The sequence below is a fragment of the Halomonas sp. BC1 genome, from assembly GCF_002078135.1.
Classification (GTDB): Bacteria; Pseudomonadota; Gammaproteobacteria; order Pseudomonadales; family Halomonadaceae; genus Vreelandella; species Vreelandella stevensii.
In genome coordinates, this window is sequence record NZ_LFGS01000012.1 from 270760 (window position 1) to 285006 (window position 14247).

Annotated in this window: 15 protein-coding genes; 4 read left to right on the top strand and 11 right to left on the bottom strand. The window is 62.5% G+C overall.

Annotated features, from left to right (window positions below; translation table 11 throughout):
* Window positions 1-32 precede the first annotated feature (32 nt).
* Together B7L72_RS10810 and B7L72_RS10815 are read right to left on the bottom strand one after the other, a co-directional pair.
* Entirely contained in the window at window positions 33-1088 is a 1056-nt protein-coding gene (locus tag B7L72_RS10810; RefSeq protein ID WP_227407877.1) for an App1 family protein, read from the bottom strand.
* 242 nt (window positions 1089-1330) lie between these two features.
* On the bottom strand, window positions 1331-2233 hold the full coding sequence (locus B7L72_RS10815) for a helix-turn-helix transcriptional regulator (protein WP_254893798.1): 903 nt from the start codon (window positions 2231-2233) through the stop codon (window positions 1331-1333).
* Window positions 2234-2437: 204 nt separating this feature from the next.
* Between B7L72_RS10815 and B7L72_RS10820 the strand changes: the two genes are divergently transcribed.
* Genes B7L72_RS10820 through B7L72_RS10830 form a run of 3 tightly spaced genes read left to right on the top strand, consistent with a single transcriptional unit; the run spans window position 2438 to window position 4752 of the window.
* A complete protein-coding gene (locus B7L72_RS10820; protein ID WP_016913407.1) occupies window positions 2438-3136 on the top strand; it encodes an ABC transporter permease in 699 nt (232 codons plus the stop codon).
* Window positions 3133-3858, top strand: coding sequence for an ATP-binding cassette domain-containing protein (locus tag B7L72_RS10825; RefSeq protein WP_081194242.1), 726 nt, complete (start codon window positions 3133-3135; stop codon window positions 3856-3858). The genes B7L72_RS10820 and B7L72_RS10825 overlap by 4 nt, the downstream gene beginning before the upstream one ends.
* A gap of 57 nt (window positions 3859-3915) precedes the next feature.
* Window positions 3916-4752: a substrate-binding domain-containing protein gene (locus tag B7L72_RS10830; protein WP_081194244.1), complete on the top strand. Its 837-nt coding sequence runs from the start codon at window positions 3916-3918 to the stop codon at window positions 4750-4752.
* Window positions 4753-4903: 151 nt separating this feature from the next.
* On the opposite strand, the gene cysN is transcribed toward B7L72_RS10830, so the two are convergent.
* From cysN to B7L72_RS10860, 6 genes are all read right to left on the bottom strand, one after another.
* Window positions 4904-6349: a sulfate adenylyltransferase subunit CysN gene (gene cysN, locus B7L72_RS10835; RefSeq protein ID WP_081194246.1), complete on the bottom strand. Its 1446-nt coding sequence runs from the start codon at window positions 6347-6349 to the stop codon at window positions 4904-4906.
* Window positions 6349-7305 (bottom strand): sulfate adenylyltransferase subunit CysD, encoded by a 957-nt coding sequence (cysD, locus tag B7L72_RS10840; RefSeq protein WP_039177641.1) that lies wholly within the window; start codon window positions 7303-7305, stop codon window positions 6349-6351. The genes cysN and cysD overlap by 1 nt, the downstream gene beginning before the upstream one ends.
* Window positions 7306-7500: 195 nt before the next feature.
* Window positions 7501-8235, bottom strand: a complete 735-nt coding sequence (locus B7L72_RS10845) for a metallophosphoesterase (protein WP_081136917.1) — start codon at window positions 8233-8235, stop codon at window positions 7501-7503.
* Window positions 8235-8681 (bottom strand): DUF1249 domain-containing protein, encoded by a 447-nt coding sequence (locus B7L72_RS10850; protein ID WP_039177649.1) that lies wholly within the window; start codon window positions 8679-8681, stop codon window positions 8235-8237. The genes B7L72_RS10845 and B7L72_RS10850 overlap by 1 nt, the downstream gene beginning before the upstream one ends.
* A 9-nt stretch (window positions 8682-8690) precedes the next feature.
* Window positions 8691-9338, bottom strand: coding sequence for an NUDIX domain-containing protein (locus B7L72_RS10855; RefSeq protein WP_081194248.1), 648 nt, complete (start codon window positions 9336-9338; stop codon window positions 8691-8693).
* A gap of 90 nt (window positions 9339-9428) precedes the next feature.
* Window positions 9429-10073 (bottom strand): TRAP transporter TatT component family protein, encoded by a 645-nt coding sequence (locus B7L72_RS10860; protein ID WP_081194250.1) that lies wholly within the window; start codon window positions 10071-10073, stop codon window positions 9429-9431.
* Between the two features lie 204 nt (window positions 10074-10277).
* On the opposite strand from B7L72_RS10860, the gene greB reads away from it, so the two are divergent.
* Window positions 10278-10823: a transcription elongation factor GreB gene (greB, locus tag B7L72_RS10865; RefSeq protein ID WP_081194252.1), complete on the top strand. Its 546-nt coding sequence runs from the start codon at window positions 10278-10280 to the stop codon at window positions 10821-10823.
* A gap of 13 nt (window positions 10824-10836) precedes the next feature.
* Here the strand turns inward: greB and B7L72_RS10870 are convergent, their stop codons facing one another.
* Genes B7L72_RS10870 through B7L72_RS10880 form a run of 3 tightly spaced genes read right to left on the bottom strand, consistent with a single transcriptional unit; the run spans window position 10837 to window position 14208 of the window.
* The gene (locus B7L72_RS10870) at window positions 10837-11826 is read right to left on the bottom strand and encodes a class I SAM-dependent methyltransferase (protein WP_081194254.1); all 990 of its coding nucleotides are present in this window, start codon (window positions 11824-11826) and stop codon (window positions 10837-10839) included.
* On the bottom strand, window positions 11823-12641 hold the full coding sequence (locus B7L72_RS10875; RefSeq protein ID WP_081194256.1) for a methyltransferase domain-containing protein: 819 nt from the start codon (window positions 12639-12641) through the stop codon (window positions 11823-11825). The genes B7L72_RS10870 and B7L72_RS10875 overlap by 4 nt, the downstream gene beginning before the upstream one ends.
* 49 nt (window positions 12642-12690) lie before the next feature.
* Complete coding sequence (locus tag B7L72_RS10880) at window positions 12691-14208, bottom strand: amidase (RefSeq protein ID WP_081194258.1); 1518 nt, start codon at window positions 14206-14208, stop codon at window positions 12691-12693.
* Between the last annotated feature and the right edge of the window lie 39 nt (window positions 14209-14247).

Sequence of the window (14247 nt, forward strand, 5' to 3'; positions counted from 1 at the left end):
AGTTTTACCATGATACGCGTGGGGGCGCAGCGTCAGTCGGGGTCGTTGTGATGTGCGGCAACATCACGCTTGACGGCCTGCAGCCCGCGGGCAGATATATCGCCCTGCCCGTGGGCATGTTCGGCCATCAGCACGCTGTCAGCGGCCAACACCAGTTCGCACTGGGTGTGCGCCAACTGCTCACGCAGCCGTTGAATGGCTTCTTCGCGTTTGGGGTCACTGTCCACCCGTCGGATGTAGATCGCCTTGATGCGCTCCGGGTAGGCTTTGACGACCTCGGTATACACTTCCGGGTCGTGCTGGCCGCTGTCGCCGATCAGGATGCAGGGCATGTCCTGATAGAGCGCCAGCATGCGGTCGATCAGGTCGCGCTTGTGGGCTTCTGCCCGGCGCGGCCAGGGCTTGCGCCAGGAGATACCCCATTCGCGCAGAAACAGGATCGGCCCCACCGGAATACGGTTGAGCTGAAAGAAGGCTTCGAGCATTTCATAGATGGCCCAGGGGCCACGGGACACGTACAGAATGGGACGCTCTGCCTTTTCGGTCTGGCCACGGTAGAGCGCCTGGTACAGCGATGCCACGCCGGGAAACGCGGTGCGTCGATGGGGTTTGCGCACGAACAGCCGATAGAGCATCTTCAGCTTTTCGGCCACCCCGGTGAACATCACGGTGTCGTCGATATCACTGATCACCAGCAGGTCGGCCTCGGGGGGCGGCACGTAGACTTCCACACTGGTGCGCACCGTAGGCTGGCCGCTGGCACGTACGACGATATCGGCACGGTGCCAGGAAACGTCCACTGGCAGCGTCGAGGTGATGGGCAAATGGGCGTCGAAATAACCGTCGCGGTCGGTGGTCAGCGTCAGCTGATTTTCGCCCACGCGGATCTCTACCTGGGCATCGGCCAGGCCACGGCGAAAGATGCGCCGGGCCACGTCGGCCGTGTCACGCAATATGCCGCGCCGCGGGATGGCACGCCCAAGGGCCGCCTGTCGAAACACGCGGCCCATGACGAAAATTTCCTGTTGAGAGCCGTAGCCACGATAAGGGTGCACCATCATGCCACCCCGGCCACGATCCTTTTTCATGGGTTTGGCAACGACATGGGCAAGCCTTTTGGCAAAGCTTGCCCACTGGTGATACCACGCCATTAAGCGTGCTGACCCGAGTGACGCCCTTCCTGCAGCTCTTCCAGCAGCTTGGCGTTGAAGGCATCCTTTGCCAGAATAGCAACACGTTTACTATTTAGCGCTTGATTCATCATGCTCTCCATTTCGTGATGAGTAGTCGTGTACAGCACCTAACCAGTGTGGCGCATCTTATACCATCGTCAAGCATTGTATAAAACGCGACCCAGCTGGCTGATGTCGTAACCTTTCAGCGCCCCGGCCCGCTGATGAAAGCGCGGCTGCCGGGCAAAGGCCATCAGCGCTTGCATTGTGGGCTCGAAAGCGCTGCGTCGATGCAGGACCAGATCGAACGACTCCTCCACCAAAGGAATGAAATAAAGCTGCTGGCGATGCGCCGCCGCCTCCATGCCCACCCCGACATCCGCCTCTCCCTGAGCAATGGCCAGGCCGAGATCCTCCTCGCTGAGCGCCATGTGGTCGGCCCAGCGCAGCGCGTCAGGCGCGATGGACGCTTGCGTCAACAAGCCTCGCAGCAAATGCGCAGCCCCGGCATCGGGCTGGCGATGAGCACACACCACGTCTGGGCGGGCAAGATCCTTGATCGTCTTCAGGCCCAGCGGGTTGCCCGGCGCCACTATCAGACCCTGACGGCGCTTGGCCCAGTGCAGCACCACCAGATCCTTGACCCCACCCAACCCCAACAAGGTCGGTTCGTTGTAGCGGCCGCTGTCAGGGTCCCGCAAGTGGATACCCGCCACCATGGCCTTGCCTTCGAGCAAGCGCCGAATGCCGTCGCCACTCCCATGGCACAGCGATGCCAGGTCGCAGCCACTCTCACGAATCGCCCACTCCAGCAGCGGATCGAGGCTTCCGGCCAGTACCTGAGGGGGCGGCAACCGTTGGGCCTGGTCGCCTTCCAGGTGGCTCAACACCCACATGTCGATGTGCTGACGAGGAAACAACAGTTTCCCGGTCGCACGGCTACAAGGAATCTGCCCTTGGCGCACCAGGTCATACACCTTGCGCTCCTTGAGCCGCAGATACTCCGCCACTTCCGCCGTCGTAAGGTACTCTGTTGAATACTCTTTCAGAGACTCTCTCACCCGCCCACCTTCAATTCCTGCATGAGACTGCATAGTAGCGCATATTTTTCAGCGCACCGTGCATCCCGGGAAATTTACGTACACTATGCACCTACCTGATGCTTCTACCAGCATCGTGACTTTTTAGACACGTCATGACCTTACAACGACACCCTACAAACACAATGAACCTGCCCCTATCAGCAACCCTGGCCACGGAACGTCATGTCGGATAACCCATTCAGCACCGCGATAGCGCTCATTCTGGGCATGGACCCTGCGCTCGTGGCCATCGTGACGCTATCGCTTCAGGTGTCGCTGATCGCCGTCACCCTGGCCAGCCTGTTGGCACTGCCCCTGGGAGCGGCGCTGGCACTGTGGCAGTTCCCCGGGCGGAACGCTCTGATCGTGGTGCTCAATGCCCTCATGGGGCTGCCTCCCGTGGTCGCGGGCCTGTGCGTCTACCTCCTGCTTTCCCGTGCGGGGCCATTGGGTCAGTTCGGGCTGCTGTTCTCGCCCACCGCCATGGTCATTGCCCAGGTGATTCTCGTCTTTCCGATCATTGCTGCCCTGACACGCCAGCAGGTGGAAGCCCTGCACAGCGAGTACGCCGAACAGCTGCGTTCGCTGGGGCTTGGCCAACTGCGCATGATGCCCACGCTGCTATGGGATGCGCGCTTTGGCCTGCTGACCGTGATCCTGGCGGGCTTTGGCCGCGCCAGTGCGGAGGTGGGCGCAGTGATGATCGTGGGGGGCAATATCGACGGCGTGACCAGGGTCATGACCACCAGCATCGTGCTGGAAACCAGCAAGGGTAACCTGGCGATGGCCTTGGGGCTGGGCATCATTCTGCTCAGTCTGGTCACCTTGATCAATGCACTGGCCCACTGGGTCAGTGAAACGGCAAAACGGCGGTTAGGATGAACGTACCCCTCAGCCCCGCGGCTTCCACCGTCCCCAGCCTGCATTTTCAGCAGGTCAGCTTCTGCCACCGTGGCGACACGCTGCTGGCACCGACCACGCTGGCGCTGCACGGCTGCCGCCGGACGCTGGTAATGGGCCCCAACGGGGCTGGTAAAAGCCTGCTCATGCGCTTGGCGCATGGGCTGCTGCGCCCCAGCAGTGGCCAGGTGACCTGGGAAGGCAAGCCGCCGGTGCAGGCCATGGTCTTTCAGCGCCCGGTGCTGCTGCGCCGTTCGGCGCTGGACAACCTCACCTACGCGCTGGCCGTGCATCGGGTGCCTCGCCGCCAGCGCAAGGCGCTGGCCTTGCAGGCATTGGAAAAATTCGGCCTGACCAGCCTGGCCAAACGCCCCGCCCGGGTGCTTTCCGGAGGCGAACAGCAACGTCTCACGCTGGCACGGGCCTGGCTGCTCAAGCCTGCCGTCCTGTTTCTGGATGAACCCACCTCCGCCCTGGACCCGGCGGCCATCAAGGCCGTAGAAGACGCGGTCAATGAGTTCCATCATGCAGGCACGCGTATCGTCATGACCACCCACGATTTGCATCAGGCCCGGCGTCTAGCCGACGACGTGCTGTTCATGTACAGCGGTCAGTTGATCGAACACACCTCGGCAGAAGACTTTTTTGACACCCCGGCAACAGCGCAAGCCAGGGCGTTCATACGGGGCGAGCTGGTCTGGTAAGCCCTACTCTAGCAAGCCCCACCACGACGCTTGAACAATACCCAAAGGAGCAGGACCGTGAACAAGACCACTACCCTCGTTACCGCCAGCCTATGCACCACGGCACTGGCCTGGAGCGCCTCGCTGCTGGCCAATGATGACTACATTACCCTGGCTTCCACCACTTCTACCGAGAACTCGGGGCTGTTTGGAGCCATCCTGCCGGTCTTTGCCGAAGCGACCGGGATCGATGTGCGCGTGGTGGCCGTCGGCACTGGCCAGGCCTTCGAAATCGCTCGTCGTGGCGATGCCGATAGCCTGCTGGTTCACGATACCGCAGGCGAAGAGCAGTTCGTTGCCGATGGCTATGCCACCGAGCGGCTGGATGTGATGTACAACGGCTTCGTGATCGTGGGACCCAGCGATGACCCCGCCAACATCGCCGACAGTGACAGCGTCAGCGACGCCTTCGCGCGGATCGCCGACAGCGAGTCGCCCTTCGCCTCACGGGGTGACGACAGCGGCACTCACCGCGCCGAACTGCGCCTTTGGGAAGATGCGGGCGTCACACCGCAAGGAGATTGGTACCGTGAGCTGGGCAGCGGCATGGGGCCGACCCTGAATACCGCCGCAGGCATGAACGCCTACAGCTTCACCGACCGCGCCACCTGGGTGGCCTTTGAAAACCCGCAGGACCTGACCCTGCTGTTCGAGGGCGACGAAGCGCTGTTCAACCAATACGGTTCGCTGCTGCTGTCACAGGAGCAGCACCCGCACCTGAAACATGCGCTGGCGGGCCAATGGCACGAGTGGCTGGTGTCCGACGAAGGCCAGCAAGCGATTGCCGACTTCAAGGTCAACGACCAGCAGCTGTTCTTCCCCAACGCGACTCGCTCCAGGGCGCATTGGAGATAAAACTTCATCTTTGATCATTAAAAACAGCGGCAACCCACCCGCTGTCTCCATATAGAAAACCTGCTGCAGCGTCTTGCGCCAACAGCAGGTTCAGTGTGCGTTGCCAACGGCTAAGCGTCTACTCGGTTATCTCGATAACGTCATCAAACCATTAGCGCAGAAGGTCACGAATGTCCTTCGCGCCCCAGTGCGGAAAATGCTTGCGCACCAGAGCGTTCAGGTCACGTTCGAAGGCGGCCCAGTCGGTGGTGCCGGCCTGCTCACGGGCATCCGCGACCCGCCGAATCATACCGGCGCCCACGGTCACGTTGCTCAGCCGGTCGATGATGATGAAACTGCCCGTGCCGGGGCTGGTACGGTAGTCGTCCACCGGAATCGATGCCGTCAGTTCCACTTCACAGCGAGCAATGGCATTCAGCCCCAGGCGCTGGGTCGGGTGTTTCTCCAGCGTGTTGACGTCCACCTGATACTCGATGGCGCTGATCTGGCCCGCCAGATCACGAGTGGTCAGCTTGATATCGTAGAGCTTGCCCGGCTCCAGGGGCTCTTCGTGCATCCAGACCACATCGGCATTGAACACGTTGGAAAGCGGCACCTGGGCTTCGGCGCTGACCAGCCAATCGCCACGGGAGATATCGATCTCGTCTTCCAGAGTCACGGTGATGGCCTGACCGGGGTAAGCAGCGTCGAGATCCCCGTCGAAAGTGACGATGCGCGCCACGCGAGAGGTCTTGCCCGACGGCAGCGCCTTCACCTCTTGGCCTGGGCGCAGCACACCAGCCGCCAGGGTGCCGCAATAGCCTCGGAAGTCCAGGTTGGGGCGATTGACGTACTGCACCGGCAGGCGCAGGTCGCTCAGGTTCTGGTCACGGGTGACTTCGACGTTTTCCAGCAGCTCGATCAGGGTCTTGCCTTCGTAGCCTTCACTGCCCGCCGCAAAGTACCAGGGCGTGTGCTCGCTGGCGTTGACCACGTTGTCGCCATTGAGCGCCGACATCGGCACGAAGCGAATGTCCGGGGCCTGCAAGTTGGCCGCAAAAGCGCGGTACTCCGCCACGATCTCGTTGAAGCGTGCCTCCGAGAAGCCCACCAGGTCCATCTTGTTGACCGCGATGACCAGATGCTGAATGCCCAGCAGGTCGGCAATGAAGCTGTGCCGACGTGTTTGGGTCTGCACACCGTAGCGCGCGTCGATCAGGATGATCGCCAGGCTGGCAGTGGAAGCGCCCGTGGCCATGTTGCGCGTGTACTGCTCGTGCCCCGGCGTATCGGCAATGATGAACTTGCGCTTGTCGGTGGAGAAAAAGCGGTACGCCACGTCGATGGTGATGCCCTGCTCGCGCTCCGATTGCAGGCCATCTACCAACAGGGCGAGGTCCACCGTATCACCGGTGGTGCCACTGGTTTTGGAAGCCTTGGTGATCGCAGCAAGCTGATCTTCGAAGATCATCTTGGAGTCGTGGAGCAGCCGTCCAATGAGCGTGGACTTGCCGTCGTCGACGCTGCCGCAGGTGATGAAACGCAGCAGATCCTTGTTTTCGTGCTCGTGCAGGTATTGCTCGATGTTATCGGCAATCAACGTTGATTGGTGCGCCATTAGAAATACCCCTCACGCTTTTTCTTCTCCATGGAACCGGCCTGATCGTGATCAATGGCGCGGCCACTGCGCTCGCTGGTCTTGGTCAGCAGCATCTCCTGAATGATCTCCGGCAGCGTGGCGGCGGTGGACTCCACCGCCCCCGTCAGCGGGTAGCAGCCCAGGGTTCTGAAACGCACCCACTTCTCTTCCGGCACTTCGCCCTCGGCCAGCGGCAGGCGCTCGTCGTCCACCATGATCTGCATGCCGTCGCGCTGTACTACCGGACGCTTGGCGGAGTAGTACAACGGCACGATGGGAATCGACTCCAGATAGATGTACTGCCAGATATCCAGCTCGGTCCAGTTGGAGAGCGGGAACACGCGAATCGATTCGCCCTTGTTGATCTTGGCGTTATAGACGCTCCACAGCTCCGGACGCTGATTTTTCGGGTCCCAGCGGTGGTACTTGTCGCGGAAGGAGTAGACGCGCTCCTTGGCACGGGAGGCTTCCTCGTCGCGCCGCGCGCCGCCAAAGGCAGCATCGAAACCGTGCTTGCTCAGGGCCTGCTTGAGGGCCTGGGTCTTCATGATATCGGTGTACTTGGCACTGCCGTGGTCGAAGGGGTTGATGTTGGCAGCGCGCCCCTCTTCGTTGGTATGCACGATCAACTCCATGCCCGCCTCTTCCGCCATGCGATTGCGGAAAGCGATCATTTCGCGGAATTTCCAGGTGGTATCGATATGCATCAGCGGGAACGGCGGCGTGCCGGGATAGAAGGCCTTCCGCGCCAGATGCAGCATCACCGAGGAGTCCTTGCCGATGGAGTACATCATCACCGGGTTGCTGAACTCGGCAGCCACTTCCCGGATGATATGGATCGACTCGGCTTCGAGCTGCTTCAGGTGGGTCAATCGAGCGGCATCCGGTGCGATGGGCACCTGTTGCGTCGCCGACGGCGCAGAAAACTGGTTCATTACCTACTCCCTCACAAAACGGTGCTTGCTTTTATCGAGACGGCTTTTCAAGGAAGCCTGTGCAAACATGGTGTGCCGCCCTGCGCGCATGAATCGCAAGGCGGGCATTTGTGGGTAGGGTAACGCCAGGTCAATAATAACCCAAAAGAATTAATAACTATCTTTTTATATCTTTATCAACTAAACAGAAAAGCATCAGAGGTCGATACGCTCGACCCAGGTCTGCCACTCCTCCCCGTGCAACTCCACCACGCGATAACCCGGCCGCGACGCTTCATCCACCGCAAAGGTTTCCGCACCGGGCAGAAACTGATCTGACGTGGCGGGGCAACCATAAGTGCCTATCGCCGAGCCCGCCAGCGGCTGATGCTGGGCAAAGGCCTGATGGGCATGCCCAAACAGAATGATCTTGACCTGGGGGTAAGCGCTCAACAGCTGCCAGAACGCATCGCGGTCCTGCAAGCCAATCGCATCCATCCAGGCCGCCCCGACATCCACCGGCGGGTGGTGCATGACGATGGCCACCGGCCGCTCGTCCTGCTCCAGCCGTTCGGCCAGGGCGGTGAGTTTGGTCGCCCCCAGCTCGCCATGGGGCTTGCCCGGCACATGGGTATCCAGCAGCAGCAGGCGCCACTGTTCCAGGTCGACTTCATCCAGCATCGGGCGTTCTGCGGCCATCAGCTCGGGCTGGTCGTGGTTGCCCGGTATCCAGAACCAGGGGCACGGCAGGCGGTTCAAAGCCTCGCAGGCGTGAACGTAAGACGCGCTGGTTTCATCCTGGCTGACGTCACCACTCACCACCACCACGTCCGGGCGTTCGGCCACCACGGCGTCCAGCACGGCTTCGAACTGCTGCCAGGGAATGGCCGCCCGAGAGCGCGCCTGCTTGTCGGCGTGCAGATGCGCATCGGTAATCTGTATCAACCGCATCAGGGTAGCTCCGGCAAATCGACGACATGACCATGGGCCAGCCCATGGGCCAACCACTCTCCTAAAAAGCAGTTCAACTGCAGCTTTTCATCCGGTTGATGCATGCGCGCATTGGGGTAGCGATAGCGTCCGCTGAAATGGCGCTCGCGCTGAAAGTCGATGACTTCCGCCATGCGCACATCATGGTAAAGGTGCACGCGCATGCGCGGCCCTTCGATGACCGCATCCAGCGGGCCGCGCTGGGAGATCTCCACCAGCGTGGTGTAAGGGGCCTGCTGAAGAATGGCCAGCTTGAGGTCGCCAAAGTGCCGGTTATCACCGCGCAAGGCGATATCGCGCCGCTGGCCGCTCTGCAGGTCACCCACCAGGCGCACCAGGCGCAGATAGTTGGCGCTGCACTCCCCTTGCAGGGTTTTCAAATCGGTTACGTAGGCGGCTCTTGCCATGATGACTCCTTACCGGGTGTTGGCCTCGGCGGCTGACACGGCCGCGCGCCGGGAAGCCGCCCGCAGCGATGCCCGCTGCCCGGCCAACCAGTGCATGCCGATCAAACACATGGCGTTGTCGAGTCTGCCCTGCTCCAGGAGTTGCCAGGCGGCGGGAAAAGAGACGACATGAACACGGATGTCTTCATTCTCGTCCTCGACGCCATGCACGCCTCCCACGCCCTGGCTATCGACCAGCCCGCAAAATAGCGTGACCCGCTCGTTGCAGGCGCCAGGGCTTGGGTAGTAGGTATGCAATCGGGTCAGTTGGCCCACCTGGCAACCGGCTTCCTCCTGGGCCTCACGGCGCGCCACGTTTTCCAGGGTCTCGTCCTTGTCGACGAGGCCCGCCACCAGTTCCAACTTCCAGGGGGAGTGAGGGTCGTCGATGGCGCCGGCGCGAAACTGCTCGACGAGGATCAGCGCATCGCGCTCGGGGTCATACAACAGCACACCCACCGCATCGTGGCGGTTGTGCACTTCTCGGCGCATGGTGGCGCTCCAGCCGCCCTCGAAAAGTCGATGACGCAGCTCTAGCGCTTCCAGGCGAAAAAACCCCTTGTAAAGGGTGTCACGCGTGATGAGTTCCACATCGTCGCGATTGAGCGTGGGGCCCATACGGCACTCCCGGTGAACATGATCGTACCATTATCAATGCTGGCCACCGGGAATGCCAATCGGATCATCAACCGCGTGATTTGACGGCCATTACAGCTCGCGCAGCAGCGCCTCGGCATCACGGCGAAGGGCTTCGTCGGAACGCTGGCGACTCTCCCGCGCCGTGCCGTTCACGGCTCGCTGAGCATGCTCCCGCGCCGCCTGGGTGTTGCCCTCTTCTTTCAGGAAAGCGGCATAGTAGTAGTTCACATCGATACCGTCCGGGCGAATTTCCAGCGCCCGCTGGAACATCCGCTCAGCGGTGGCGCTATTGCCAAACCCCAGCGGGCGACCCGGGGCACGGTCATACAGCGCCCCCAGGGTCACATACGCAGAGCCATTACCCCCCGTAGGGTCGATCTCGACGGCGCGCTCCAGCACCGTGCGCGCATCACCGGCGGTACCCAGCGCCCCCAACCCACCCCGCTCTCGAGCATAGGAAGCCAGCACGATGCCTTGCCATACCAGCACCTCGGCCTCGTTGGGGTTCTGCTGGGCCAGTCGCTCCGCCTCGCCCGCCAATGCCCTCAGGGTCGACTCGCGTTGGTTGGCGGGCATCTCGGTCACCGTATGCTCCCAGCGGTTCTTCAGGGAGAACAGCTCGCTTTCGAAGGCCGACGCGCTCAGCGGCGACAGTACCAGGGCACCGCCCAACGCCGCCGCCATGAAGAGTCTAGAAAATGGAATTGTACGCATGGAAAACTCCTGCTTGTTGTTATGAAGAATGAGTCTTGACTGTTGAGTTATCACTATCGAATTAGACCTGCTCAAGGCATGGTGATATCTCGTCCACACTGACAATGTAACGAACGTTTGAATGATTCGCCAGAGAATCACCGCTTTGTTGCCCCGTACCTTGGTAGCGTAAGCTAGGCACTTTTCCGGGAAGGTAACGACACCATGAAAGGCCGCAACATGACGCGCTGGCGCGATCCGGCAAAAGACCCGCGCCAGGCACCCAAGAGCAATCTGATTACCGCCGAGGGCGCGGCCCGCCTGCGGGGCATTCTGGACCACCTTTCCCGCGTCAAGCGCCCTGAGCTGTCGGCCAAGGTAGGGGAAGCCGCTGCGCTGGGGGACCGCAGTGAGAACGCCGACTACACCTACAACAAGAAAGAGCTGAACCGGGTCATCGCCCGCATCCGCTATCTGACCCAGCGGCTGGACGAACTACAGGTAGTGGACAGGCTGCCCGCCAACACCGACAAGGTGTTTTTCGGCGCGTTCGTGAGCCTGGAAGACGACGCGGGGGAAACCCTGCATATCCGCCTGGTGGGCCATGACGAAATCGACACCCGGAAGCACTGGATCAGTGTCGATGCCCCCATGGCCAAGGCGCTGCTGGGCAAGGAGGTGGACGATGAGATCACGGTGATCACGCCCAACGGCGAGGCGTTCTACACCATTACCGACATTCGCTATGCCGGTGCCTCACCCAACGCCTGAGCCAGCGGCCCCTTCACGACTGCCCGCGATACACCCGGAAACGCCGATTGTCGGCCAGCGTCTCGAAGCTTCCAAACGCACGCTCCAGCCGCTCGGGATAAGGCAGGAAGGCGTTGGCCACCAGCACCAGTTGGCCTTTGGGGGTCAGGTGCTGACGCGCTTCGTCGATGAGTCGCGCACTCGGTCCGTAGCTGATCTCGCGCTCCTGGTGAAACGGTGGATTGCTGACGATCAGGTCGAAACGCGCATCGCCCAGCGCACGGTAGACATCGCTTTCGCACACGCTGCCCGTCAGCTGGTTGGCCGCCAGCGTCTGGCGACACGCCTCGACGGCAAAGGCGTTGACGTCCACCGCTGTCACCGTATGGCCACGGCTGGCCAGCCAGGCGCTGATGATGCCGTCACCACAGCCCATGTCCAGCACGCTCAGCGGGCGCCTGGGCAAGTGCGCTTCCAGGGTTTCAAGTAGTAGCAAGGTTCCTTCGTCGACCTTGCCATGGCCAAACACACCAGGGTGGCTCACCAGCGTCATGCCCAGCGCTTCGAAGCGCTGCCACTCATCCGGCTGCTCGGGCAGCGCCACGGTGTGGCTGGCAAACAGCGAACAGCGGCGTGCGTTGTCCAGCTTGTCACACCCCATGCCCAGCGCTGCCAGCAGCTTCGGCACACGCTTGATCCCGCCCTGGTGCTCCCCCACGATCTCGAAAGGCGTGTTCTCGGGGAGCCATTGGCACAGCCAGCGCAGCCACCACGTGCCCAAGGCATGCGCCTTGGGCCAGAACAGCACCACGCGGCCAGCGGGCTCTGCATTCATGGGCGCCAGCGGGCTACTGGCCAGCTTTCCAGCGTCCTGCCACTGCTGGCGCAGCGCCACATCGCCACTGATCATGGCGGTAGAGCGCTCCACCAGCCAGCCGTCGGCAGGCGGGGCGATGGGCAGCAGTTGAGCCGCTGGGCCATGGTAACGTTCGAGAAGTTGGCTGGCGGGCAGTTGAGCGCTCATGCATCGGCCTCGGGTCTGGTGAAGGTGTAAAGTAGATAGCGGCCCAGCCGCCAATGGGGCTCCTGGCGGCAGTACTGGCGTTCCAGCGCCATGAGCGCGGCCTGGTCGTCAGCGCTGGCAGGGGCCTGGCGCAGGTAGTCCTGAAAGATACGAATGCCCGCCACGTCGACCATCTCCAGGCCGCAGGTGTCGGCCCAGCCCAGAACTTGCGCGTGGGTCATGGGTGAAATGGGGGTCAAGCGCTGGCGACGCCCCTTGCCTGCCAACTGGTCGCCCAGCGCCTTGTTCAAGTTGCCCTTCACCACGTTGGAGAAGCGCAGCGCATCGCGGTTGAACACCATCAGGCTCAGCTGGCCACCGGGGGCCAGCAGGCTGGCCAGGGTAGCCAGCGCCTGGGCCGGGTCGCCCAACCACTCCAGCACCGCATGGCAAGTGATCAGCGGCCAGGGCCCGGGGGCCTGGGCGGGCAACGCTTGCAGCGGTGCCGCAACGTAGTGCAGCGCGTCGGCATTGAAAGCACCTTCGCTGACCCGCTGATCATGCCATGCCTGGGCGTGTACCAACATATCCTGGGAAGGCTCTGCCATGGTCACCGCATGCCCCCGCTCGGCCAGCCAGGCCGACAGCTGACCCAGGCCGCCGCCTACATCCAGTACCGGCTGGGCGTTCAGGTTCAGCATCTGAGGCAGCAGGTAATCCAGCATGGCCAAGCGCAGCTCTCCACGCGGGGCCTGATACAGCGAGCGGGAAAATTTCTCCGCCAGACCATCGAAATAACGGTCGCCCGCCTCGGTCAGTTCGTAGGATGGGTGCATGCAGCAAGCTCTAGATAGAATCACGGGCGTCGATTGACGGGGGCGTAGTTTACCCTGCCTGAGCTGCAAACGCTTGCCGAGGCAGCCTCGCCTGCCAGTTTTCCTGCTGCTCCAGGGCGGCGGCCAACTGCAGCAACTGGCGGTCTTCCCCCAGCCGCCCAACCACTTGCACCCCCACGGGCAAGCCGCTTTGCGCCACGTGCATCGGCAGCGACATGGCAGGCTGGCCGGTCAGGTTGGCCAACTGGGTAAAAGGCGTACGGCTCAGGGCATCGACGGCCAGGCGCTTCAACAGCCCCGCCTTCAGGGCCAGCGCGGGCAGGCCCGGCACCGCCAGCAGCGCCATCAGCCGTTCGCGCAGGGCCGACGGGTACAGCTCCCCCAACCGAGGCGCGGTGTCTGCGGCCACGGGCAGCACCAACACATCATGACGCTGATGAAACTGGCTCATCTGCTCGGCGGCAACGTGCCAATAGCGCTTGGCCGTCTCGTACTCCCAGGCAGAGAGTTTGGCGCCCAGGCGGCCAATGGCTCGGGTAGAAGGCTCCAGAGGCAGGCGGCCGAGCGGCACGCCGGTTTGCTGACTGATCCAGCGCAGGTCTGCCGCCAGGTGGCCCAGGTAGAGCGTCAGGTAACTGTCGGCAAGCGCCTCACCGTCGACCGGCGGGTCGCACCACGCTACCGTGTGCCCCATCTCCTCCAGCCGCTGGGCGGTTTTCTCGATGGCCGTTTTCACCTCTGGATTCAACCGTGTACCCAAACTGAGCCCAAAAGGCTCCCCTAGAGAGATCGCCACCCGCAAGGGTGGGCAGGGTTTCGACAGCGCCTCCACATAGCCGCGTTCCGCAAGCACCGGGTAAGGGCCCGAAGGCGCCATGCCGTTGACCGCTTCCAGCAGGGCCGCACTGTCACGCACGCTCCGCGTGATCGCATGCTCAACGACGGCTCCCTGCCACACCTCACCATGGGCTGGCGCCAGTGGCACGCGGCCCCTGGAAGGCTTGAACCCGAACAGCCCGCAATAGCTGGCAGGGATACGAATGGAACCGCCGCCATCGCCTGCCAACGCCAAGGGCACCATGCCCCCGGCCACCGCGGCCGCCGCTCCACCGCTGGAACCACCGGGCGAATAGCCTGCGCACCACGGGTTTTCAGGGTGGGCAAATGCCTTGGGCTCCGTGATGCCCATCAAGCCAAGCTCCGGCGTGGCCGTTTGGCCCACCACCACCAGCCCCGCCCTGCGCGAGCGCTGGATGAACAGCGAGTCCTCGGCAGGCCGCCAGTCGCGTAACGCAGCACTGCCGAATGCCAAGGGCTCCCCTTTGAGCGCCATCAACAAATCCTTGCTCAAGGTGGGCACACCGGCAAAACAGGCCGAACTTTCGACCTGCTGGCTTTCACGACGCGCCTGCTCGACCCGCATGCGCACCACGGCCTGCAGCGCCGGGTTAGCCTGCTCGATGGCCACCAGCGCGGCCTCCAGCACCTCTTCCCGGCTCACCTGCCCGCCACGAATCAGCGCTGCCAGCCCCGTTGCGTCGTACTGTTGATACTCGTGCACGTGCATCGCCACCCTCCCGGTTTTCTTTCAGCGTAGCAAAGGCCA